The following is a 23016-nucleotide window of genomic DNA, read 5'->3' as shown; positions in this document are numbered from 1 at the left end:
AAGTTTTTTTATGTCCGATATTCCCCAGATTTTGCCGGTTGATGATGCAGATCAGCAGGGCTTTTTGATTAAACCCGAATTTAAACCCAAGTCTATCCGCAGTTTTGTGATTCGTGCCGGACGCATTACGGAAGGCCAGAAAAAGGCATTTGATGAATGTTGGCCGCGCATAGGATTAAGCCTTTTTGCCGGTGCGATTAATCCCTCCCTGGTCTTTTCCCGCGAAGCACCGCTTGTCCTGGAAATCGGTTTTGGCATGGGCGATTCGCTGCTGGCAATGGCACGCAATGAATCGGATAAAAATTTTATTGGTATTGAGGTGCATCCACCGGGTGTCGGTCGGTTGATGAATTTGGCGATTCAGGCGGAGTTAAGTAACTTGCGGGTATACATGGCAGATGCTATGGATGTATTGGAAGATTGCATCCCCAATGAAAGTATTGACCGGTTGCAGTTGTATTTTCCTGATCCATGGCACAAAAAAAAGCATCACAAACGGCGTATTTTACAAGCGGAATTTGTGCAGAAACTGCGGCCAAAATTAAAAACCGGCGGTATTTTCCACATGGCAACCGATTGGCAACCTTATGCAGAACATATGTTAGATGTTATGGATTCTGCACCAGGCTTTCGCAATACTCAGCAAACAAGTGGCTATGCCCCTCGGCCTGATTATCGCCCTGTTACCAAGTTTGAAAAACGGGGCGAGCGATTAGGGCATGGAGTGTGGGATCTGTTGTTTCAAAAGATCAACTAGTTTGCTAAGGTGCTTTTTTACCAATAATGATGAAATGGATTTCAAGATAAACCTGATCTTAACAACACACAGGTCAATTAAATATCTGCTGCAGTCGTTGAATTTTGTTACTTGCACAGGTGGTTAATGGACCAAGCTAATTTCAACGGAGAACGAAATGGCCAGTAGCAAAGTAAAAATGTTAACCCTTTCCGCATTTATCGCCGCTGTGGTATCAACTGGCGTGAGTGCACAGGATCACACCGGTGAAATCACTGTACAAGGCGGTCGTATTTTCTTCGACGATCCGCTGGAAGATGCAGACACCTGGGGTGTAAGTTTTGGTTTCCCCGTCAATGAAAACTGGACGCTGGAAGCCGTATGGAGCCGCTACGACACTGAAACCCAAAATGGTGGTTTCGACCTGGACGGTACCCAATATCGCCTGGATGGTATTTACAACATCATCACTGAAAGCCAGTGGAAACCTTACCTGGCTCTGGGTGTCGGTGACCTCAAGCGCGAGCTGAATGTTGCTGGTGGTGGCTCTGCGCGTGAAACCCTGGTGAACCTGGGTGCCGGTGTAAAGCGTAGCCTTGGTGGCAACTGGCAGTTCCGTACCGATGTGCGCGCCTTTAACAGCCTGGACAATGAGTATACTGATCTCGCTGTCAACCTTGGCTTGACCTACCTGTTCGGCAAAAAATCTGCCCCGGTGGTTGCTGCTGCACCTGCACCAGCTCCCGTTGTGGAAGATAAAGACAGTGATGGTGACGGGGTACTGGACTCCAAAGACAAGTGTCCCAACACTGTTAGCGGTTTGAAAGTAGACGCTGATGGCTGCCCGGTTGTGCTGGAAAAAACCCTGGTTATCAATCTGGAAATCCTGTTCGACACTGCCAAGTCAGAGGTGAAGCCCCAGTACTTGCCACAAGTGAAAAAGCTGGCTGATGCCTTGACCCAATATGAAAACACCGTAGTTACTGTTGAGGGTCACACTGACAGCCAAGGTTCTGCTGCATTCAACAAGCGCCTGTCACAACAACGTGCTGATGCGGTTAAAGCTGCTTTGGTTGAGAAGTTTGGCATTGCTGCTGATCGCGTAACTGCAGTTGGTTATGGCCTGGAGCGTCCTATTGCTAACAACGCCACAGCCGAAGGCCGTGCGCAGAACCGTCGCGTTGTAGGTGAAGTGAGCGTTAAGTATTCAGAGACCCTGAAAAACTAATTGCTGTTTTAAGCGACAAAACCCGGCGTAATGCCGGGTTTTTTATTGGACTCAAATAAAAACGGCACTGCGAGCAGTGCCGTGAGTGACCGATTTTTTTGCCGATTTTTAGGCGAATAATTTCAAAAGCCGAGGTTGTGCAGCAGTTCCGCGTAACCTTGACGATAGTCAGGATAGCGGAATTTAAAACCCGAGTTCAACAGGCGTTGATTGTTAATGCGTTTGTTGCTCCGCTCATGGCTGGTATTTACAGAAAACGGATCGCGGATTTCCATTTGCCCGGCAAGCCAGTGAACAACATCTGCCATGGGAGCTGGTGCCATATCGCTGGCCAGGTAAAGTGTTGCTATCGGGTGATGACGTGAATACTCAACCAGGTGAGATATAGCCCCGGCAACATCCTCGGCATGGATGCGATTGGTAAAGTGCTGGCTGGGGCTCGCCTGTTGCTGGCGAACCTGTTCTATTAAGCGATACCTGCCTGGACCATAAATACCACTGGGACGGACAATACAGTGGGGGAAGCCGCTTTGGCTGATGAGTTGCTCTGCCTCCAGCAATCGTCGACCACTGAAATGGGTTGGTTCCGTGGGGGAACTTTCATCGACCCAACTGCCATCCTGCTGGGTGTAAACCCCGGTGCTGGAAACAAACACCAGTAGTCGGGGTTGTTGCCGGGTGCGTTCAAGCGCGACCAGCAATTGCCGGCAGGTGTGGACATAGGCCAGGGCATAGCCCGCATCACTGCGCTCGTCCGGGGTCATGCTAATCACAATCACGTCCGGGTGTTGCGCCAGGATGTGATCTATAGCGCCAGCGCGGGTGACATCCGCAATCTGATACTGGAGGTGGGGTAAATCAGCTTGGGGTGAGCGGCGCACACCAACGATGCGATAGCCTCGCGGCGCCAGTTGTTGTGCCAGGCGTTGACCTATGTCACCACAACCGAGAATAAGCAGTTTTTGTGGATCATTTTGTGTAATTGCCATTTGATAAATGTCTTTAATCTGATAGTTTTAGACTATTCAAGTTGGAACCGGAGAGCGGGGGATATCATGACACTGACCGAATTGCGCTACATAGTCACTCTGGCCCAAGAGCAGCATTTTGGCCGTGCTGCCGACCGCTGTTATGTCAGCCAGCCCACCCTGAGTATTGCGGTAAAAAAGTTGGAGGATGAATTAGGCGTGGCGCTGTTCGAGCGTACCAAATCCCGTGTTCAGCCTACGCCACTGGGTGAGCAGATTGTCGCCCAGGCCAACCTGGTACTGGAGCAAACCGCTGCGATCAAAGACCTGGCTGACGCCGGCAAAGACCAACTTTCCAGTCCCTTGTCGGTGGGGGCTATTTTTACAATTGGCCCCTATCTGCTGCCGCAGTTTATTCCCCATTTGCAACAGCTGGCGAACAAAATGCCTCTGTATGTAGAAGAGGGGTATACCCACAATTTGCGTAAAAAGCTACGCAATGGTGAGCTGGATGTGATCATTGTGGCGCTGCCGTTTGTGGAGCCGGATGTTGTTACCCAGGCGCTTTACGATGAGCCTTTTGTGGTTTTGCTTCCTAAAAACCATCCGCTGGCAGAAAAAGACGCTGTAGAACCCAACGACCTTAATACTGAGCAGCTGCTGTTATTGGGTGAGGGGCATTGCTTCCGTGACCAGGTGTTAACCACTTGTCCCAATTTGCAACACCACGGTGAGGAGGCCTCCAATAACGTACGCACAGCGGCGGAAGGCAGCTCCCTCGAAACGTTGCGCCACATGGTGGCTTCTGGCCTGGGGATTACGATTCTCCCCTTATCGGCGGCGGAGAGTTCACTTTACAGCTCTGACCTGTTAGTGACCCGCCCCTTTACCGAACCATCACCCAGTCGCACGGTGGCATTAGCCTGGCGCGCCAGTTTCCCGCGCCATAAAGCCATTGATGCCTTGCGCAAAGCGATTCAGATGTGCCGGAACCAGCCCCAGGCCTAGCAATGAATGCGGGGCCTATGACTCAAACCCTGGACCAGATTCCTGTCAACGCCCTCAAGGGTGTTGGCGCTACCCTGGCGGAAAAGCTGGCGAAAATAGGGCTTTTCAGTTTGCAAGATCTCCTGCTGCATTTACCGTTGCGCTACCTGGATCGCACGCGCATCACCCCGATAGGTGCACTGCAGCCCAACTTGAATGCGGTCATAGAGGCAGAGGTGCGAGCCTGTGACATAGTCTTGGGCAAACGCCGCAGCCTGGTTTGCCGGGTACAGGATGGCACCGGGACCCTCACCCTGCGCTTTTACCATTTCAATAATGCCCAGAAGCAGCGCCTTGTGGCAGGTGCCCGACTGCGTGTTTTTGGTGAGACCCGCCGGGGAGCGGCAGGGTTAGAGATGTACCACCCGGAGTACGATTTCCTGGCCGGGGCATCGCCCCTGCCGTTGGAACAGACCTTAACGCCTATCTATCCGGCAACGGAAGGACTTACCCAGCCGCGCTTGCGCAGCCTGGCACAACAGGCATTAACCTGGCTCGACAAGCACCCCTTGCGCGAACTTTTACCGGAAACAGTACGTCGCCGTCTCAATCAATGTACCCTGGCTGATGCCCTGCGCTATTTGCACCAGCCGCCTGTGGGTGCGAATGTGCAGCAGCTATTAGAGGGGGAGCATCCCTACCAACAGCGACTGGCATTTGAAGAGTTGCTGGCTCATCACCTGAGCTTGCTGTTGTTACGCCGCGAGACCCAGGCTGATGGGGCGCCTCGTTTGCGACTGACACCGGCACTGGAGCATGGGTTTCTCAAGCAACTGGGTTTTCAGCTAACCCGGGCCCAGCAGCGGGTGGTTGCCGAGATTGCAGAAGACCTGGCCAAACCCCTGCCCATGTTGCGCCTGGTGCAAGGCGATGTCGGGTCGGGAAAAACGGTAGTGGCCGCCCTGGCCGCCCTGGCGGCTGTTGCCAGTGGTAAACAGGCTGCAGTGATGGCACCGACAGAAATCCTTGCCGAGCAGCACCGCCTCAATTTTGGCAAATGGTTGGAACCGCTGGGGATTCAGGTGGGATGGCTAACCGGCCGACTCAAGTCAGGCGAGCGCCGTTATCAATTGGAAATGATTGCGGCAGGGACTGCACAGGTGGTGGTGGGTACCCATGCCTTGTTCCAGGATGCCGTCGCCTTTGCTGATCTGGGTTTGGTTATTATCGATGAACAGCACCGGTTTGGTGTCCACCAGCGCCTGTCCCTATCGGAAAAAGGCCAGGTTGATGGAGCGCTTGCCGGTGTTGTGCGCCCGCATCAATTGATCATGACGGCAACACCTATTCCCCGTACCCTGGCAATGAGTGCTTACGCCGACCTGGATTGTTCGGTAATCGATGAGCTGCCGCCGGGTCGTACTCCCGTTACTACGGTAGTGATTAGTGATAACCGGCGCGAAGAAGTGATTGAACGAGTGCGCCTCGCCTGTGAGCAGGGGCGTCAGGCCTATTGGGTGTGCACCCTGATTGAGGAATCCGAGGCCCTTGAAGCCCAGGCGGCCCAGGCGACGGCAGACAGTTTGGCCCAGTCGCTGCCACAGCTGCGTATCGGCCTGGTTCATGGTCGTTTGAAGCTGGCAGAGAAAGAATCGGTGATGGCGGGTTTCAAAGCGGGCGAACTGGATTTGCTGGTTGCCACCACGGTTATCGAAGTGGGGGTAGATGTCGCCAATGCCAGCTTGATGATTATTGAAAACCCCGAGCGCCTGGGGCTTGCCCAGCTGCACCAACTGCGCGGGCGTGTGGGCCGGGGTTCAGCGGCCAGCCACTGCGTATTATTGTATGGTTCGCCCCTGTCCAATAACAGCCGTGAACGCCTGCGGGTGATGCGCGAGAGCAGCGATGGTTTTTATATCGCTGAACAGGATTTGTTGTTGCGCGGCCCGGGTGAGGTGCTGGGCACTCGCCAGACCGGTGACATGCAATTCAAAATTGCCGATTTGCAGCGCGACAGCCATTTATTGCCCGATGTCAAAAATGCCGCCTTACTATTGATGAGTGAGCACCCTCAGGTATCGCAATTGATCGTCCAGCGTTGGCTGGGCCAGAATCAACGTTATTTGCAGGTTTGAGACGCCAAAGAGAGTAAAGATTTGCTGTTTTTGCAGGTTTGCTCGCACAATGCTACTTATGCGGCTCAGCGCAATTTTGAATTTGAACTAAGCTAGAAGAGCTAAAAGGGAAGCGCTATTCGTGGTTGGCGCATATCCCAACAATCAACCAGACCCAAAACCAGAGAAGGAGTAGGCCGTGCCAGTTCCTACCAGTGTTCAATCTTTGCTCAGTAAGCAGAATGCGCACTATCAAGTATCTGCCATACCTGTGGATGAGAACGAGCGCTCCCATTGGCATGACCAACACTTGCGAAATATGAGTGCAGCCAAATCCGTAATTTTGCAGGACACCAATGGTCGGGTGCAGGTGATCCATTCCGCTGATAGTTTGCTCGACCTTAAAGCGGTAAATCGCCAGCTGGGGCGCGACCTTCACGCTGCCAGCCCCGAGGAAGTGCACAAGTTTTGTGTGTCCCACAATGTTCATTCCGTACCGGCCCTGCCCAAGGTGGCCGGCCTGCTGACGTTGGTCGACCGCAGTTTGGTCGAGCGCAACGAGCTCTGGGTCGATTGTGGTGATGAGGCCCAATTGCTGCGCTTTAGCCGGGATGATTTCAGGAATATCCTCGAAGACGCCCAGATCTGCGATATTGCCGTGCCGTTACTGCCATTGGAGCAGGATGACAGCAACAGCAGCGATAGCGAACAGATATTGGGCGCTGTACGCAACTTCACCCAACTGCGGGTAAAGCAGCGCCTGGAAGAGACTCTGGAATTACCGCCGCTGTCTGATACGGCCCAGCGTATTATCAAATTGCGCGTGAATCCCAATGCCGATATCAGCGATCTCGCCCAGATTGTGGAGACAGATCCAAGCCTGGCAGCCCAGGTGGTGAGTTGGGCGGCGTCTCCCTATTACTCGGCACCGGGGAAAATCAAATCCATCCACGATGCCATTGTGCGTGTACTGGGTTTTGATATGGTGCTTAACCTGGCGCTGGGTTTGTCGCTGGGTAAAACCCTGACCCTCCCTAAAGAAGGGCCTCATGGGGTTATGCCCTACTGGCAGCAGGCGGTTTATATGGCAGCGACCATTGAGGGACTGGTAACTGCCATTCCACGCGATCATCGACCCAGTTTCGGGATGGCTTACCTCTGTGGCCTGTTGCATAACTTTGGCTACCTGATCCTGTCGGAAGTTTTCCCTCCCTACTACCACAGCTATTGCCAGTTTGCCGATGCCAACCCCCACGTTGGGCACAATGCGATTGAGCGTCACCTGCTCGGCATTACCCGCGAGCAACTGGCCAGTGCCCTGATGTCATTGTGGTCAATGCCCGAAGAAGTTGTTGTAGGCTTGCGCTACCAGAACAATCCCCACTATCAGGGGGAGCATAGCCAATATGCCAAGCTGATTTTCGTTGCCCAGCGACTGCTGCGCTACCATGGTATAGGTCGAGGGCCCAAGCTGCCCGTGCCCCAGCAAGTGTATGACGACCTGCATCTCGATCCGGAAAAGGCGAACAACACTGTCGCCAACATCATAGAGTCCAGCGAAGATTTAAAGCATATCGCCTGTGAGCTAACCCCTCACGGGCACTAACTCCGACCCGCGTTACCCCATACCAAGCCCCTTTCCGGGGTTTGGTGCTTTATGGCCCCTGGTTTTTATCGACTGATTGCCCTTAAGGAATGTATATGAACCCATCCCTCGCTTCTGAAGCTGCTGCCATTCTTGTTGAGCGTCGCCGCAATGGCATTGCCGATGATCGCCTCCCGGAATCCTGCCGTCCCTATACCCTGGTCGATGCCCTGGATATCCAGCAGGCGGTGAGCAATTATTGGTGTGAGCTGATGGATGACAGTATCGGGGGATGGAAATGCTTGCAGCCACCGCAGGACAAAATCGTTGTCGGCCCTATTTATACACGCACCATAGACTCTGTTGCTCCCGTGCTCTTATGGCCCAAGGGCGACAAGGCGCGGATTGAACCGGAGTTGGCCTTCTTTTTCGGTGTCGATCTGCCTTCGCGGCCTGAGCCCTATACACCGGCGGATGTGGATGCAGCCATAGTGCATACCCACATGGCGCTGGAGCTGATCCACTGCCGTTATCACCAGCCAGAGGCTTGCGCGTTCCCCGAAATGTTGGCCGATGGCTTGGTTAACCAGGGATTGTTTATTGGGCCGGAAGTAGATAATGCCTTGGCGGCCGTTGCCGGTGAGTTTTCGATACGGGTTGATGCCAATGGCGAGCAGAATGAATATGCGGGTAAACACCCAAATGGCAATCCTCGCGCTCCCCTGTACTGGCTGGTGGAGTTCTTGCGCAAGCAAGGGCAAGGCATAGTTGCCGGGCAGGCGGTGATCACCGGCTCCTATGCTGGTGTGCTGGAGGTGCCTCTGGATACCGACATCCGCATCCACTATGCCGGCCTGGGCGAAATGTCCGTGAGTTTTTTACCCCGTCAGTCTTACTAAGGTCAGCGCAGGAGGTTTTATGGCGGATAACACCAACTCAGCACCTGTATTCAGTTGCGCGATGCCCGTTCGTTGGGGCGATATGGATGCCTATGGCCATGTCAATAACACCCTGTATTTTCGTTATTTCGAGGAGGCCCGTTTCCAGTGGATGCTCAAGGAGGGTATGCCCTTAAAAAGCGATACCCATCCTGTGGTGGTAACTATCGGGTGCACTTTCCTGCGGCCTTTATTTTACCCGGAAGACTTGCGTATCGATCTGCACATCGCTGAGCCGGGGCGCTCCAGTTTTATGATTTACTACAAGGTCTATACCGCTGCCCAACCGGGTGCGGCAGCGGCAGAAGGCTATTCCAAGGTAGTTTGGGTCAGTAGCGAGAACGGTAAGTCTGTGCCCTTGCCCGATGCGGTACGTCGCTGGTTTGACCAATGATGCCTGTCTGGCTTGAAGCGGGTACCTGGGGGCTGATTGCAGCCTGTGGCTTGCTCATTGGTGCGCTGCTGGGATGGTTCCTGCATTTCTCAGCGCGTGCAGTGGCCCATGTGATGGCATTTGGCAGCGGTATCCTGATCGCTGCATTAAGCCTGGACCTGGTTGGTCATGCCCTGGATGACAGCGGGGTAGCAATACTCGATGGACTCCGGGTGGCGGGCGCCTTTATGGCTGGGGCGATTATTTACTCGCTGATTAACCATCGCCTTAACACCCCGGTTGCCAGGCATCGCAAGCGCTCTGTTCACCAGGCGCCCGCCCAATCCAATAATGGTATGGCGATAGCCGTGGGCACCCTGCTGGATGCCATCCCCGAATCTATTGCCATTGGCCTGATGGTTGCCAGTGGCGGGACCCTGAGTCTCGCAACCCTGCTGGCAATTTTTATCTCCAATGTGCCAGAGGCGCTATCGAGCACATCGGGTATGCGTCGCGCCGGGCGTTCCGGTGGATTTATGTTGGGGTTGTGGGCCAGCATGATCCTGCTATCCGGCGTCTTCGCCATCCTGGGAGTGCTGCTCTTTGGTGATGCGTCACCTATGGTTCGGGCACTGGTGAGTTGTGTCGCGGCGGGCGGTATTTTTGCTATGGTGGTAGAGACCATGATTCCCGAAGCCTTTTCCGAAACCCATGAGCTATCGGGCCTAGTGGCTGCCTTGGGATTTGTGAGTGCCGTACTGCTTCAACTGATCAGCGGCTAATGGAAGTCATAAATAAAAACCATGGATGAAGAGGAACACCGGAGACTGGATGTCTCCGGTGAAAGCAAAACGGGTTGGTGTAACGCTTACTGCCAGTTGTTATGTGTATTGTTGTTAGCATCATGCTTGCCGTCCCTGTGTTTTCCGGGCTCGCTCCTTGAGCCAGGCTACTTCCTCTGCCAGCCAAATCCCTGGTTCTCCTGTTGTCCACGGCATTTTTCCCTAATGCAATTGCATCCCTGGCTAGCCATCCCTGATCGGTCCCTGGTGTAGGTCGATCCCTGAAAAACCTCAAGCTGTCTGCAGATGTTGCAGTTCTTGCCATTCAATCTTGTCGCTGTAGTGCAGCAGGCGCATAGTGCCCTGGTGATCTTCTACTAAGGCCGTGCAGCTCTCGATCCAGTCGCCGCAGTTGGCGTAGCGCAGGCCGTGTTCCTCGCGCAGGGCCGGGTAGTGGATATGGCCGCAGACAACACCGTCAAATCCGCGGCGGCGCGCTTCATCCAAGGCTTCGCGCTCATAGGTTTCTATGGCAGCTTTGGCCCCTTTGATATTACTTTTAATCAAACCCGCCAGCGAAAAGTAAGGCCGGCCCATCCATTTGCGTATCCGGTTTGACCAGCGATTAATAAACAGCAGCAGTTCGTAGCCGTGATCGCCAATAACCCGTGCCAGCCAGGAATGATTGATATACGCATCCATCGCATCCCCGTGCATCACCAGCAGGCGCTTGCCATCGGCGGTGCGGTGTTCGCATTCCTCGGCGATTTCAATGGGGCCAAATAGCTCTCCGTCAAAGCGACGCATGGGATCGTCGTGATTACCCGGTACATAGATCACCCGAATACCTTTGGCGGCCATCTCATAGAATTTGAGCATCACCTGATAATGCTTGGCCGGCCAGCAAAAACGGCGCTTCATAGCCCACAGATCGACTATATCCCCCACCAGATAAAGGGTTTCACAGTGCACGTTATTGAGGAAATCCAGCAGGTAATCCACCTTGCTATCGCGAAAACCCAGATGGATATCCGACAACCAAAGCGTCTTGGCGCGGATCAGGTGCCCGGTAGGGCGTGGAGACGCTTTGGGTGGGGTTGGGACAAAACCGGGTTCAGTCAGTGGTGGGCTGGCGATGGTGGCCGGTTGAGATGGAGTCATAGTGCAATCCCGTAAGTATTTTGCACAAGTTTTGCGCAGCACTATGACGGAAAGGCAACAATTCCATGAAGATTCAGTGACAGGACACCCCTGTTGCCAGGGGTGTTATTAATGATTTACCACCGCTTTCTTATCCTGAACCAGCCAATCCAGGACAGCCTGGCGGCTTTCCAGCATGTCACGGTAGGTTTGCAATACGATGGGATTCGGATTGGGTTGTTGTTCGAGATGCTGCAGGCGACTGATCAGGAAGCGAATATCGCTTTGTACCTTAGAAGCAATATCCTTACTGTCGAACGCTTGTTCACCAATATTCAGGGTAGTCATGGGCAAAATCCTTGCAATGACTGGCATGGCCAGAGGGTTGTGAGGTTAACGGTTGTCTGTGATCTGGTGCACAGTATACCTATCTATAAAGTGGCGAACAGTCGTCTTTAACAACAAAAACTGTGAGCTTTAGCTTACACACACCTCAATCTCCCTGCCTCTTTAGCAGCGTCAGGCTGAACAACAATGTCGCGCTGAGTACGATGGACGGGCCGGCGGGACTATCCCACCAATAGGAGGCACTCAATCCAAGGCATACTGCCAGGGCGCCCAGCAGGCTGGCGATGATAGCCATCTGCTCCGGGGTATGGCTCAAACGGCGGCTTGCGGCGGCGGGGATGATCAGCAGGGCTGTAATCAATAGAACACCCACGACTTTCATGGCGATGGCAATGACCAGGGCCATGAGCAACATAAGCAGGGTGCGCACCGCATCGACAGGAATACCTTCGATGCGCGCCAGGTCTTCGTGAACCGTGATGGACAGCAATGGTCGCCAGAACCCGACCAGGGTAGCCACGACCACCAGGCTGACGAGCCACACCCCCAGGGTCTCACCCGGCGTTACCGCCAGGATGTCCCCAAACAAATAGGCCATCAGGTCGACACGACTCTCACTGAACAGGCTGACACAGACTAACCCCAGGGCCAGGGTTGAGTGGGAGAGGATACCCAGCAGGGTATCGGTTGCCAGGTAGCGCTGTTGTTGCAATCCCACCAGGATCAGCGCCAATACCAGGCAGCCGAGTGCCACCGCCAGGTTCAGGTTAATTTCCAGTAATAATCCCAGGGTAATACCGAGCAGTGCCGAATGGGCAAGGGTATCGCCGAAGTAGGCCATGCGCCGCCAGACAGCAAAGGAACCCAGTGGGCCGGCTACCAGGGCGACAGCCAATCCCGCAAGCAGGGCGAGGTAGAGAAAATCAGGCATATCAATGTTCGCAATGGGGGCCGTGGACATGGGGGCGAATCACCTTGCCATGCACATCGTGCTGGTGATCGTGATGGTGGGTGTAGATCGCAATCTGCTGCTGGTCGCGTTCTGGCAGGTCGCCAAACAGGGCAAGGTAGGCAGGGTCACTGGTTACCTGTTCGGGGTGCCCATGGCAGCATACATGTTGGTTGAGGCAAACCACCGTGTCCGAGTTAGCCATCACCAGATGCAGGTCATGGGACACTAGCAGCACTCCGCAACCGCGGCGATTGCGTATTTCATGGATCAGGCGATAGAGCGCGGTTTGGCCGCTCACATCAACCCCCTGAACCGGCTCATCCAATACCAGCAATTGCGGATCGCGCAGCAGTGCGCGCGCCAATAAAACCCGCTGGGTTTCGCCACCGGAGAGGGACTGCATCGGTAAACCGGTGAGCTTGTCGATGCCGGTCATCTGTGCAACCTCGGTCAAATCCAGGCGCGGTTTACCACCCAGGGCAAGGAAACGGCTGACAGTCAGGGGAAGGCTGGTTTCCAGATGGATTTTTTGTGGCATATAACCGATACGCAGTCCGGCTGTTTGCCGGATGTGTCCTGTATCCGGACGGGTCAGGCCCAGCAGGCAGCGCACAAGGCTGGTTTTGCCGGCACCGTTAGGGCCAATCAACGTCAGGATCTTGCCCGCTTTAAGGGTAATATCTACCTGTTGCAGTATCTGCCGTCCGCGGCGGCTCAAGCTGATTCCCTCGGCATTGATCAACAGGCTCATTGTGGTGCAGCCCGCTGTTCTTTGCTGCATTGCCCACAGATGCCCATCACCTCCAATGATTGTGTTTGTACCGAAAAACCGGCTGCTTCTGCGCTGGCTTCAATGGTTGCGCTTAGGTTGGGATTATCCAGCTCGGCAGCATTGCCGCACACACGGCAAATCAGGAAATAACTTTGGTGATGATGGCGTGGGCTGGGGCAGCCGATAAAGGCATTCAGCGCATTAATTCGATGGATCAGCCCCTGTTCCAGCAGGAAGTCCAGGGCCCGATAGACCGTCGGAGGAGCCACCCGGCGGGTTGAGGCGGCCGCGAGCATTTCCATCAGGCTATAAGCGCCAAGGGGTTTGTGGCTTTGCCAGATCAACTCCAAAACCTGCAAGCGTAAGTCCGTCAGGCGGACGCCGCGGCTGGCACAGAGGTCGCGGGCATCCGCCAGTGCATCGCTAATACAATGGCCGTGGTCATGGTGGCTACAGGCCAAGGGGGGATTGGTCATCATTGGTGGCTATAGGAATCCGGGAAATGAAAGGTTATGTTACTCTATAACCTTTCATTTTATAACCGGCCCATGATTGCAATGCTTGTTTCTGCTTTTTTGAAATACCGATTTTCCCCCGCCTGGTTACTGGCGCTATTGCTGGCAGCTCCCGTTACTATGGCGAAACCTCGCCTATTGGTCAGCATCAAGCCTTTGGCACTGATTGCACAGGAAGTGGTGGGAGACAAGGTCACTATAGATACCCTATTACCTATTACGGCATCTCCCCACGATTATCCGCTTAAAGTGTCTGATCATAAACGTATCCGGGAGGCAGACCTGGTGCTCTGGGTTGGGCCGGCACTGGAAAGTTTTCTTGCCAAGCCCTTGCGCCACTTGCCGGAAGCGCGTCAGTTGAGCAGTTACCTGCTCAAAGGTATTGATTGGCCCGATATGGATGATCACTCTAAACACAATCACAGTCATGATCACCACCATGATGATGCCCATGATCCCCACCTTTGGTTAAACCCATTAAATGCAGCGGTCATTGCCTGGGCATTGGCTGAACGCCTCGCTACGCTAGAGCCGGGGCATGCAGCCTTCTTTCGCCAGCGGGCAACGGCTTTTGCTGAATCTATGGGCGCTCTGGATCGTGAGTTACGTTCGGCTATGGCGCCATTAGGTAACGTGGGATTTGCGGTTTATCACGAAGGGTATAGTCACTTTGTCCATCATTACGGTTTGCGGCAGTTGGCTTATGTGACCTTCGTTCCCGAGCAGCGTCCGGGTGCCCGGCATCTAGCGGAGCTGCGTCGCGTAATGGCGGAAGGTGGTGAATGTATTTTTAGTGAGCCCTATCAACGGAGTGAGCATATTGATGCGCTGGCGCAGCAACTAAAACTGCGCCAGGGGCAACTGGATGCCATTGGGAGTGAAAAAATAACGACTTATCCGGAGTTGATCCGACGTATGGGACAGGATTTCTCAGCCTGCCTTGCGCACCGCTGAAATAACGCTGATGTGCTGGGGTTTGCGCAATTTAACATTGCGTGCCGTAAGCATATCGATCTGGCGTTTGTTCAGCTCCATGACAAAAGCATCGAAGCACTCGCGTACGTTTTTATCGGTGGATTGTCCGGTTTCGTTTAATAGCGCCACCATCCCTTCAGGTGTTGCCATGCGGTGGCGCACTCCTGTCACATGGAAATAACTGCTGGCTAACTGCTGCATACGAAAAATGGCGGTCTGGGAAAAAATCAGTGTTTCCATGAGCGGCTCCGAAAATTAACTGCCAACAAAAGGGTCATCAGGATTGCTATCCATCGTCCGGTCTTGGTTTTCCTTGTTAAAAGCCAGTCTAGGTGAGGCGCGATAGCACGCCAGTCATTTAGGCGTCAGCTATTAGTGAAATGTCAAAATTGTGATTTGGGCAAAAAAAGATCCCCGCAGTCATATTTCGAAAAGAAATAAGTGAATCTGCGGGGGCAATACACGAGGAGAAAAACGGAATAAAAGAGTATAAAAGGTATCTAGGATGTATAAAAAATAACCCCGCCGGCAATGAGCCGGGCGAGGCTAAGGGTTGGATTAGATGCCCAGATCTTTAGCCAGTTTGGCTTCCAGTTGTTGCTCGAGTTTGGCGTTGATCTTGGCATTGATGGTATCTGCCCTTTCTTCAAGATCTTCGCTCAAGCGCAATTGCACGTCTTCTTCAGTTTCTACCCAGACGGTTTTGGCCTTGATATCGGCAACTGCGAGGGTCAAATTCGTGTTTTCTGCTACATCAGTAGCCTTGGCGCCAGCAGTGGCAACCAGTAATGTCAGTAAAAGAGCTGCGTTTTTCATCGTGTGTGTCCTCCGACGTATTTAAAAGTCCAGTTGCCTTGTGAGCAACTTTTCTGTGCTTGGTGTGGTTATATAAAGATCACAGCGTGCTTCGGGTAAAACTCGGTGTGTTACTTTATGTTACTCATGGTAACAGATTTTTAAGGAATGAATAGTGCCTGGTTACAATTTTTATCTATATGAACTGTATAAATGTGAATAAATACCGATATTTAGCGTTAACAATGGAAGTTAAGTCTTATTTTGTCGCCTGGTAACAAATAGTTGGTTGTGGGTAACACTTTGAGGGAGAGCCGGAGCAATTGTGTGAGACCACTCCGGAGGGAAATCGGGTTTGGTGTATCCTTCGGCCTTTGTTTGGGCCTTTGGGCCAGTTAATTACCGGATTTACGCCATGACACAACAGACGCTCCTTTCCGTTTCCTCTCCCCTGGTTTTGGTCGATGGTTCTTCTTATCTCTATCGTGCATACCATGCCCTTCCTCCCCTGACGAACTCCAAAGGCCAGCCGACAGGTGCCGTAAAGGGTGTGGTCAATATGTTGCGGCGCTTGCGTAAGGATTACCCGCAAAGCCCTATTGCGGTGGTATTTGATGCAAAGGGGAAAACGTTTCGCGATGAACTCTTTGCCGAATACAAGGCCAATCGTCCACCAATGCCCGAGGATTTGCGTCCCCAGGTGCAGCCGATTCACGACATAGTACAAGCCATGGGGTTGCCGTTGTTGGTGATTGAAGGGGTTGAGGCTGATGATGTAATTGGCACCCTTGCCCGTCAGGCAACAGAGCAAAAGCGTGACGTGATCATTTCCACGGGTGATAAGGATATGGCGCAATTGGTGAACGAGCATGTGACGCTGGTGAATACCATGACGGATTCTGTGCTGGATATTCCCGGTGTGCATGCCAAATACGGTTTTGGCCCCGAATTGATGATTGATTATCTCGCCCTCATGGGTGACAAGGTCGATAACATCCCCGGTGTTCCGGGCGTTGGCGAAAAAACCGCACAAGGATTGATACAGGGAATTGGCAGCCTCGATGCGATTTATACCGATTTGGAAAAAGTGCGCAGCTTGTCTTTCCGCGGCGCGAAAACCATGCCGGAAAAACTGATCGAACATCGCGATATGGCCTATCTTTCCTACCAGCTGGCCACGATCAAGACGGATGTGGAATTACCCATGGGGCCGGAAGCATTGCACAACCAGGCCGCCGACAATGCAAAATTGCGTGTGCTGTTTGAGGAGATGGAATTCAAAAGCTGGATTGCGGAGTTGTCAAATACAGAATCTGCTATTGAAATTGATTCGCAGGTAGATGTGCCGACGAAAACCGCGATTGAAAAACATTACGATATTATTTTTACAGAATCGGAATTTGCAACCTGGCTGGCGCGTTTGCAAGCCGCGACAGAGTTTTCATTTGATACAGAAACGACCAGTCTTGATGTTATGGAAGCGCGTATTGTCGGTGTCAGTGTGGCAACAGAACCGGGTGTTGCTGCTTATATCCCCTGTGGTCATGATTATATGGGTGCGCCGGAGCAACTGTCCCTGGAATGGGTGTTGAACCAACTCAAGCCGCTGCTTGAAGATGAACATAAAATCAAAATTGGCCAAAATATTAAATACGATCGCAGTGTATTGCTGAATTACGGTATCACCTTGCGCGGTATTAAATATGACACCATGCTGGAATCCTACGTGTGGAATTCAGTGGCTAGCCGCCACAACATGGATGATCTCGCTCAGACCTATCTCGATTATAAAACCGTTACGTTTGAAGAGTTGGCAGGCAAAGGCGTCAAGCAACTCACATTTAATCAATTAAAAATTGAAGATGCAGGACACTATGCAGCAGAGGATGCCGATATCACGCTGCGCCTGCATCAGTTCTTTTGGCCACAACTGCAACAGCAATCGGGTTTATGCAAGGTGTTTCGTGAAATTGAAATGCCTTTAGTTCCGGTGCTATCACACATTGAGCGCAATGGTGCTTTAGTCGATGCAAAATTGCTTGGTCAGCACAGTATTGAATTGGGCGAGCGCATGGTACAGCTTGAGCGTAAAGCCTATGAACTGGCCGGGCAGGAATTTAACCTGAGCTCACCCAAACAATTGGGGGTGATTTTATTTGAGCAATTGCAATTGCCGGTTATCAAGAAAACACCGACAGGGACACCGTCGACGGCAGAAGAAGTGCTGCAAGAATTAGCACTGGATTATCCGCTGCCTAAAGTGATTATGGAGTATCGCGCAATGGCGAAACTCAAATCGACTTATACGGATAAACTGCCGTTGATGATTAATCCTGCCACCGGCCGTATCCATACCAATTATCACCAGGCGGTAGCGGCGACCGGTCGTCTGTCATCGCAAGATCCTAATCTGCAAAATATTCCCATAAAAACCGATGAAGGGCGTCGTATTCGCCAGGCCTTTATTGCGCCTGCCGGATATAAATTGGTTGCTGCAGATTATTCACAAATTGAATTGCGCATCATGGCGCATTTATCGAGTGATTCTGGTTTGTTGAGCGCCTTTGAAAAAGGGCTGGATGTGCACCGGGCTACTGCCGCAGAAGTCTTTGGAGTAGCGCTGGATTCAGTAACCCCTGAAATGCGTCGTAGTGCCAAAGCGATTAACTTTGGTTTGATTTACGGCATGTCTGCATTTGGTTTGGCCAAACAACTGCATGTTGGACGCAACGAAGCGCAACAGTACATCGACCGTTATTTCGAGCGCTATCCCGGTGTGCAGCGCTATATGAATAATATCCGTGCCCAAGCCCATGAGCAGGGGTATGTGGAGACCCTGTTCGGGCGCCGGCTCTATCTGCCGGATATCAATGCCAAAAACAAAAACTTTCAGTTGGCTGCGGAGCGCACGGCGATTAACGCACCCATGCAGGGCACGGCCGCTGACATTATCAAAACGGCCATGATTGCCGTGGATAACTGGTTGGTAGAGGCCGGGCTGGATGCAAAACTCATTATGCAGGTGCATGACGAGCTGGTGTTGGAAGTCGCGGAATCCTGCCTGGATGAGGTTTGCACAGGTGTGGTTGCCAGGATGTCTGCCGCGGCCAGGCTAAATGTCCCCCTGATTGTTGATGCCGGTGTGGGGAATAACTGGGATGAGGCACACTAAGTGATTGATTTTTACGCTAATTAACAATTAACCAAGAAATGTGCAAATTTTTTTAATAGTGGCTGGAACTAATTTTATAAGGAGTGGGTCATAGCCAGTGTGTGTTTTACGATCATGAGCTAACTCCTCCCCTAATGGCTGTTAGGCCAGCTAAGCGAAGTAGATCAGCGTAGCCAACCCCGACCTTGTCGGGGTTTTTTTTGCCCTAAAACTGACCCTGTTGGCGGTAATTGTGCAAAAACTGTTGCATTTACAAAGATTTACGATTTATCCCGAACTTTCCTTTCCAGTGCTTAGTCCTAGGGTTACTTGTTTCATGAGTTCCCCGTAGTTCTGCTTTGCCCATCTGGCACTACCCCAAGAGTGCCAGTTCTTTGATCCGGTGATTATCCAATCATCGGATTTTTTTTATCCCTCGCTTTCGCCGGTATTGGGCTCCTCGCAAGCTCCGTCACTGGGGATTAACCAGGATTGCAGCACGGATTTGAGTTCGTCGACTCCACTGTTGCTGAGTGCTGAAAAAGGTTGCAGGCTCAATTTATTATCGTGTAATCCCAGGTTCTTCAGTTCCTTGTGTACTTTGAACAGGGTGTTGTTGACCTGGCTGCGGCTGAGTTTATCTGCCTTGGTCAGCAGGATATGGACAGGCATTTGACCTTGCATCGCCCAGTGCAAAATGGCGCTGTCAAATTCTTGCAGGGGGTGGCGGATATCCATCAGGAGCACCAACCCCTGCAATGTTTTACGCCGCTCCAGGTATTCCGAGAGATCGCGCTGCCATTGCTCCTTTAGTTCACGGGAGACCTTGGCATAGCCGTAACCGGGCAAATCAACCAGGCGATAAGCTTCGTCACCTAGCGTAAAGAAATTGATCAGTTGTGTGCGGCCGGGTGTTTTACTCGTGCGCGCCAGCCGATGATTGTTAGTCAATGCATTGATTGCACTGGATTTCCCAGCGTTTGAGCGCCCGGCAAATGCCACTTCTCGACCCGTTTCGGGAGGGCATTGGCGGATACTGGGAGCGCTGGTTAAAAAACGAGCTTTGCCGAAGGCGATGGGGGTGGACATAAAAACCCTTCAAAATGGTGTGTTATTCGTGCGTTGGTATATAATGCCGCCCGCCTTTACAGCCGCGGTTTGCGCACCGAGGGGCGGGATTGTACCCGCTGACAAAGGCCTACAACAATTCACGATCTATCGTTCAAATCGGGTTAGCCAATGAAACATATCCTCAGTAACGCGTTATTTTCCGTGGGGTTGGTCCTTATTGCGCCGGGCGTAATGGCTAACGGCGATGCGACCGCCGGTGCTGAAAAGGCGGCTGTATGCGGCGCTTGCCACGGTGCCGATGGCAACAGCCTGGCTCCCAACTTTCCAAAGCTGGCCGGCCTGGGTGAAAAATATCTGTTAAAACAATTGAAAGATATCCGTGACTGGGACCGCGAGCAGGATGCTGAGAAAAAGCCCCAAACCGGTCGAGCAGTGTTGGAAATGACCGGCTTGCTCTCCGCCCTGAGTGACCAGGATCTGGCTGATATAGCGGCGCATTTTGCCAGCCAGACGACCCAACTGTCCGGCTCACAAAAACTGGAAGTACAGGTTAATTCTGGTATTAAGGTGGATGCCCTTGAGTTGGGTGAGCGTATCTATCGCGCGGGTAACAAGGCTACAGGGGTTCCCGCCTGTACAGGTTGCCATGCTCCCGATGGTAAGGGTAATGCCGCGGCCAGTTATCCACGGTTGAGTGGCCAATACCCGGATTACATTGAAAAGCAACTGCGTGCTTTCCGCGCCGGTGATCGCACCAATGACGGCGATCAAATGATCATGCGCAGTGTTGCCGATAGGCTCAGCGATGCCGAGATCAAGGCGCTGGCCAACTATATTGCCGGCTTGCATTAATCTCTTGGGTTCTCTACTGCTCAATAAAAAAGGCGACTCAAGTCGCCTTTTTTATTGAGCGGGGATTATCAGGGCTGGACAGCCGTTGTCGCTGGCTGGAGAATTCGCCCCTGCCAAGGAACTTGAGTGCGACTTGTTTGCCAAAGCGCACAGGTTGTTCCATCCACTAAAAACAATGATGAGAAGAGGATTGCGTTATGCGTATCTTGGTTGCCCTGCTGGCTATGGTGTTTTCCCTGTTTGCCTGCGCAGAAGATAAGGGAGCTGAATATATTGAAGGCCAACATTACAAGCTGCTGGAGATTCCTGTGCGCACCTCTGACCCCGGCAAAATCGAAGTCGCTGAGGTGTTTTCTTATCATTGTGGTCACTGTTTCAGCTTTGAGCCCATGCTCCATGCCTGGGAGAAGAAATTGGCGCCGGATACCTACCTGGTACAAACCCACGCTATGTGGAATGCGCAAATGGAGCCCTTGATTCGCGGATATTACACTTCTGTAGCGCTCAAGATTAAAGACCAAACTCATATGCCTGTTTTCAATGCAATCCATCTGGAGCGCAAAAATTTCACCAGTGCTGAAGACTGGGCTAATTTCTTTGCTAACTACGGTATCAGCAAGGAAAAAACCCTGAGCACTTACAACTCCTTCGGGGTTACCAGTATGATCAAACAAGCCGAAGCCCGTGCGCGTGGTTACAAGGTGACAGGCACCCCTGAAATGGTTGTTGATGGTAAATACCACATCAGCTCTCGCCTTGCAGGTGGTCATACCGAGATGCTGAAAGTGGCAGACTTTTTGGTTGCCAAGGTGCGCAAAGAGCGCGGCTTGCAAGCGCCAACTCCTTGAGCCTGAACTGGCTCATGGTAAAACCCGCCAGACCCGGCGGGTTTTTTTATGGCAGTTTGTTTTTACAGCGGGGTAGGGCAATGGCCAGCAGCTATACTCAAACCATTTGATCGCTCCTTACTGATTTCACATCCTATCTTTTCGAGAGGCTTTTCCGGCACGATGGCAAATACCCCTGAGGATAAACAGCAATGGCGTGAGAAATACCTGGATGCCCTGGATACCCAGGAGCTGCTTGAGCAGCGGCATCAAGCCCAGGTGGAACTGTTGCGGCGTGTGCTGGTGAGGGTCAGTTTGGCAGCTGAAGGGCAGGATGAAGCCCTCGATCAATTGATGGTGCAGCTGCGCGAGCGCTTGCGCAAAGATAAGGCCGCCGATATCGGCGATCTGCTGGGGCGATTGGAAGCATCTGCCATTGCACTGGAGCAACAGCGCGACCATATCAGCCTGAGTGTGCGTGAATCCCTGGCCCAGGTGTTAAAGCCCTGGCAGGGGGCTGCGCTGAGCCGATCATTGAAACGGGATATCAGCGATTACCTGGCACAACTGCCCAAGCGCAGCAAAAAGATCCGGTTATACCCCGCGCTCTTGCAGCAGCTTGCCGATTTGCAACAGCAGGCCTTTTCCCAGATTGAGCAGCCCAAAACGGGCTTACTGCAGCGTCTAATTGGTGCGAAAAATACCGCGTCGGCTGATGATGCGGCCGGGGTGTTGCTCCCGCTAGAAAATAGCCACTTACCTGAATCACCCATAACTGCGGCGCAGAGCGATGCCACCGAGTTGTGGTTCGGAAAATTGTTGGCACTTATCAATGAGTTCCTGGAAAGCCTGGAGCAGGACGATCAATGGCGCGAGCCTGTACAGCAGCTTCGTCAAGAGTTGTCAGCGTCTGACTCTATAGAGGCGGCACTGGGCTCCTTGCGCCAGGTGCGCAGCCTGGTGATGGAAGCTTACCTCTCTGCCAACCGGGCGTTTGCCGATTACCTGGATCGAGTCAATCGTGAGCTGGCCGAAATCTCAACCCTGCTGGGGGGCGCCGTGCAGTCATCCTACGCTGGACAAGAGGCCTCAGCCCAGTTGCAGGCGCAGGTGATACAGGAAATGACTAGCCTGGAGCAGCAGGCGGAAGAGGCGACGGACCTGGTTCAATTGAAGCAACGGGTTCAGTCCCAATTGGGGAGTATTCGCCAGGCGCTGGATCGCTTCCAACAGACGGAGCAAGCGCAGCAGCAGTTGGCGGTACAGCTCAATAGCCTGGGTGAAAAGATCAAAATCATGGAAGCGGAAGCAGAGCAGAATCGCACAACCCTGGAGCAACAGCGCTTCAAGGCCCTGCACGATGCGCTCACAGAACTGCCTAACCGTGAGGCCTATAACGAGCGAGCCAGGGCGGAGGTCCAGCGCTGGGAGCGCTATGGTCGTCCCCTGGCAATCGCGATTATAGATATTGACCATTTCAAAAAGATTAATGACAACTATGGTCACCAGGCCGGTGATCGGGTCATTAAAGTCATTGGGCGATCTATTGCCAAGCGTTTGCGTGAAGTGGATTTTTTCTGCCGCTACGGCGGTGAAGAATTTGTGGCGCTAATGCCGGAAACATCAGGCGATAACGCCTTGATAGTATTGGAAAAAATACGCGATGCTATCGCCCGTGCCGCCTTCAATTACAAGGAGCAACCTTTGCAGATTACGATCTCGGCAGGACTGACAGAGTTTAAGCCGGGAGATACCCTGGACTCTGCCTTTGAACGTGCGGATCAGGCCCTGTATGCAGCCAAAAGCAACGGACGCAATGCTACGCAACAGGTTTAGTCGTCGCTGCTGCACATAGGTTACCCGGTGCGCCGCTGGGTTCTGGTATTCCTGATCATTCCCTGATTATT

22 protein-coding genes are annotated in these 23016 nt (G+C 52.7%); 13 read left to right on the top strand and 9 right to left on the bottom strand.

The features are described 5' to 3' along the window. Positions 1-10 precede the first annotated feature (10 nt). Positions 11-757, top strand: a complete 747-nt coding sequence (trmB, locus tag CJA_RS16850; protein WP_238526787.1) for a tRNA (guanosine(46)-N7)-methyltransferase TrmB — start codon at positions 11-13, stop codon at positions 755-757. Between the two features lie 157 nt (positions 758-914). After that, positions 915-1964 (top strand): OmpA family protein, encoded by a 1050-nt coding sequence (locus CJA_RS16845; protein WP_012489069.1) that lies wholly within the window; start codon positions 915-917, stop codon positions 1962-1964. A gap of 122 nt (positions 1965-2086) precedes the next feature. Here the strand turns inward: CJA_RS16845 and CJA_RS16840 are convergent, their stop codons facing one another. Further along, positions 2087-2953: an SDR family oxidoreductase gene (locus CJA_RS16840; RefSeq protein WP_012489068.1), complete on the bottom strand. Its 867-nt coding sequence runs from the start codon at positions 2951-2953 to the stop codon at positions 2087-2089. Positions 2954-3019: 66 nt separating this feature from the next. On the opposite strand from CJA_RS16840, the gene CJA_RS16835 reads away from it, so the two are divergent. The 6 genes from CJA_RS16835 (at position 3020) to CJA_RS16810 (ending at position 9711) form a co-directional block, all read left to right on the top strand. After that, positions 3020-3940, top strand: coding sequence for a hydrogen peroxide-inducible genes activator (locus CJA_RS16835; RefSeq protein WP_012489067.1), 921 nt, complete (start codon positions 3020-3022; stop codon positions 3938-3940). 17 nt (positions 3941-3957) lie between these two features. Then, positions 3958-6054 carry an ATP-dependent DNA helicase RecG gene (recG, locus tag CJA_RS16830; protein ID WP_041552636.1) on the top strand — a complete coding sequence of 699 codons (2097 nt, stop codon included), beginning with the start codon at positions 3958-3960 and terminating at the stop codon, positions 6052-6054. A gap of 178 nt (positions 6055-6232) precedes the next feature. Further along, entirely contained in the window at positions 6233-7639 is a 1407-nt protein-coding gene (locus CJA_RS16825) for an HDOD domain-containing protein (RefSeq protein WP_012489065.1), read from the top strand. Positions 7640-7734: 95 nt separating this feature from the next. After that, positions 7735-8517, top strand: coding sequence for a hydratase (locus CJA_RS16820; RefSeq protein ID WP_012489064.1), 783 nt, complete (start codon positions 7735-7737; stop codon positions 8515-8517). A 19-nt stretch (positions 8518-8536) separates the two neighbouring features. Further along, positions 8537-8950, top strand: a complete 414-nt coding sequence (locus CJA_RS16815; protein ID WP_012489063.1) for an acyl-CoA thioesterase — start codon at positions 8537-8539, stop codon at positions 8948-8950. Continuing rightward, the gene (locus CJA_RS16810; protein ID WP_012489062.1) at positions 8947-9711 is read left to right on the top strand and encodes a ZIP family metal transporter; all 765 of its coding nucleotides are present in this window, start codon (positions 8947-8949) and stop codon (positions 9709-9711) included. The genes CJA_RS16815 and CJA_RS16810 overlap by 4 nt, the downstream gene beginning before the upstream one ends. 291 nt (positions 9712-10002) lie before the next feature. Here CJA_RS16810 and CJA_RS16805 read toward each other — a convergent pair whose 3' ends face one another. The 5 genes from CJA_RS16805 to CJA_RS16785 form a co-directional block, all read right to left on the bottom strand. Then, positions 10003-10872: a UDP-2,3-diacylglucosamine diphosphatase gene (locus tag CJA_RS16805; protein ID WP_083766895.1), complete on the bottom strand. Its 870-nt coding sequence runs from the start codon at positions 10870-10872 to the stop codon at positions 10003-10005. 108 nt (positions 10873-10980) lie between these two features. Then, positions 10981-11199: a hypothetical protein gene (locus tag CJA_RS16800; RefSeq protein ID WP_148208917.1), complete on the bottom strand. Its 219-nt coding sequence runs from the start codon at positions 11197-11199 to the stop codon at positions 10981-10983. A 145-nt stretch (positions 11200-11344) separates the two neighbouring features. After that, on the bottom strand, positions 11345-12130 hold the full coding sequence (gene znuB, locus CJA_RS16795) for a zinc ABC transporter permease subunit ZnuB (RefSeq protein ID WP_041552632.1): 786 nt from the start codon (positions 12128-12130) through the stop codon (positions 11345-11347). 1 nt (position 12131) lies between these two features. After that, positions 12132-12902, bottom strand: coding sequence for a zinc ABC transporter ATP-binding protein ZnuC (znuC, locus tag CJA_RS16790; RefSeq protein ID WP_041551711.1), 771 nt, complete (start codon positions 12900-12902; stop codon positions 12132-12134). After that, the gene (locus tag CJA_RS16785; RefSeq protein ID WP_012489057.1) at positions 12899-13402 is read right to left on the bottom strand and encodes a Fur family transcriptional regulator; all 504 of its coding nucleotides are present in this window, start codon (positions 13400-13402) and stop codon (positions 12899-12901) included. Before CJA_RS16785 ends, znuC begins: the two co-directional genes overlap by 4 nt. Positions 13403-13558: 156 nt before the next feature. On the opposite strand from CJA_RS16785, the gene CJA_RS16780 reads away from it, so the two are divergent. Continuing rightward, a complete protein-coding gene (locus tag CJA_RS16780) occupies positions 13559-14392 on the top strand; it encodes a metal ABC transporter solute-binding protein, Zn/Mn family (RefSeq protein ID WP_238526786.1) in 834 nt (277 codons plus the stop codon). Here CJA_RS16780 and CJA_RS16775 read toward each other — a convergent pair. Together CJA_RS16775 and CJA_RS16770 are read right to left on the bottom strand one after the other, a co-directional pair. After that, on the bottom strand, positions 14369-14653 hold the full coding sequence (locus CJA_RS16775) for a hypothetical protein (RefSeq protein ID WP_012489055.1): 285 nt from the start codon (positions 14651-14653) through the stop codon (positions 14369-14371). The genes CJA_RS16780 and CJA_RS16775 overlap by 24 nt on opposite strands. A 318-nt stretch (positions 14654-14971) precedes the next feature. Beyond that, positions 14972-15229 (bottom strand): hypothetical protein, encoded by a 258-nt coding sequence (locus CJA_RS16770; RefSeq protein WP_012489054.1) that lies wholly within the window; start codon positions 15227-15229, stop codon positions 14972-14974. A gap of 394 nt (positions 15230-15623) precedes the next feature. On the opposite strand from CJA_RS16770, the gene polA reads away from it, so the two are divergent. Beyond that, positions 15624-18380, top strand: a complete 2757-nt coding sequence (gene polA, locus CJA_RS16765) for a DNA polymerase I (RefSeq protein ID WP_041551709.1) — start codon at positions 15624-15626, stop codon at positions 18378-18380. A gap of 408 nt (positions 18381-18788) precedes the next feature. Here polA and yihA read toward each other — a convergent pair whose 3' ends face one another. After that, entirely contained in the window at positions 18789-19448 is a 660-nt protein-coding gene (gene yihA, locus CJA_RS16760) for a ribosome biogenesis GTP-binding protein YihA/YsxC (protein ID WP_012489052.1), read from the bottom strand. Positions 19449-19598: 150 nt separating this feature from the next. Here yihA and CJA_RS16755 point away from each other — a divergent pair, with 150 nt between their 5' ends. From CJA_RS16755 to CJA_RS16745, 3 genes are all read left to right on the top strand, one after another. Beyond that, a complete protein-coding gene (locus CJA_RS16755) occupies positions 19599-20282 on the top strand; it encodes a c-type cytochrome (RefSeq protein ID WP_012489051.1) in 684 nt (227 codons plus the stop codon). Between the two features lie 197 nt (positions 20283-20479). Then, on the top strand, positions 20480-21130 hold the full coding sequence (locus CJA_RS16750; RefSeq protein WP_012489049.1) for a thiol:disulfide interchange protein DsbA/DsbL: 651 nt from the start codon (positions 20480-20482) through the stop codon (positions 21128-21130). A 162-nt stretch (positions 21131-21292) separates the two neighbouring features. Then, a complete protein-coding gene (locus tag CJA_RS16745; RefSeq protein ID WP_083766894.1) occupies positions 21293-22945 on the top strand; it encodes a sensor domain-containing diguanylate cyclase in 1653 nt (550 codons plus the stop codon). Positions 22946-23016: the final 71 nt, after the last annotated feature.

The sequence above is a fragment of the Cellvibrio japonicus Ueda107 genome (assembly GCF_000019225.1).
GTDB classification, from domain to species: Bacteria; Pseudomonadota; Gammaproteobacteria; order Pseudomonadales; family Cellvibrionaceae; genus Cellvibrio; species Cellvibrio japonicus.
The sequence above is the reverse complement of the archived record's forward strand: the minus strand, read 5'-3'. Positions and strand labels throughout refer to the sequence as shown.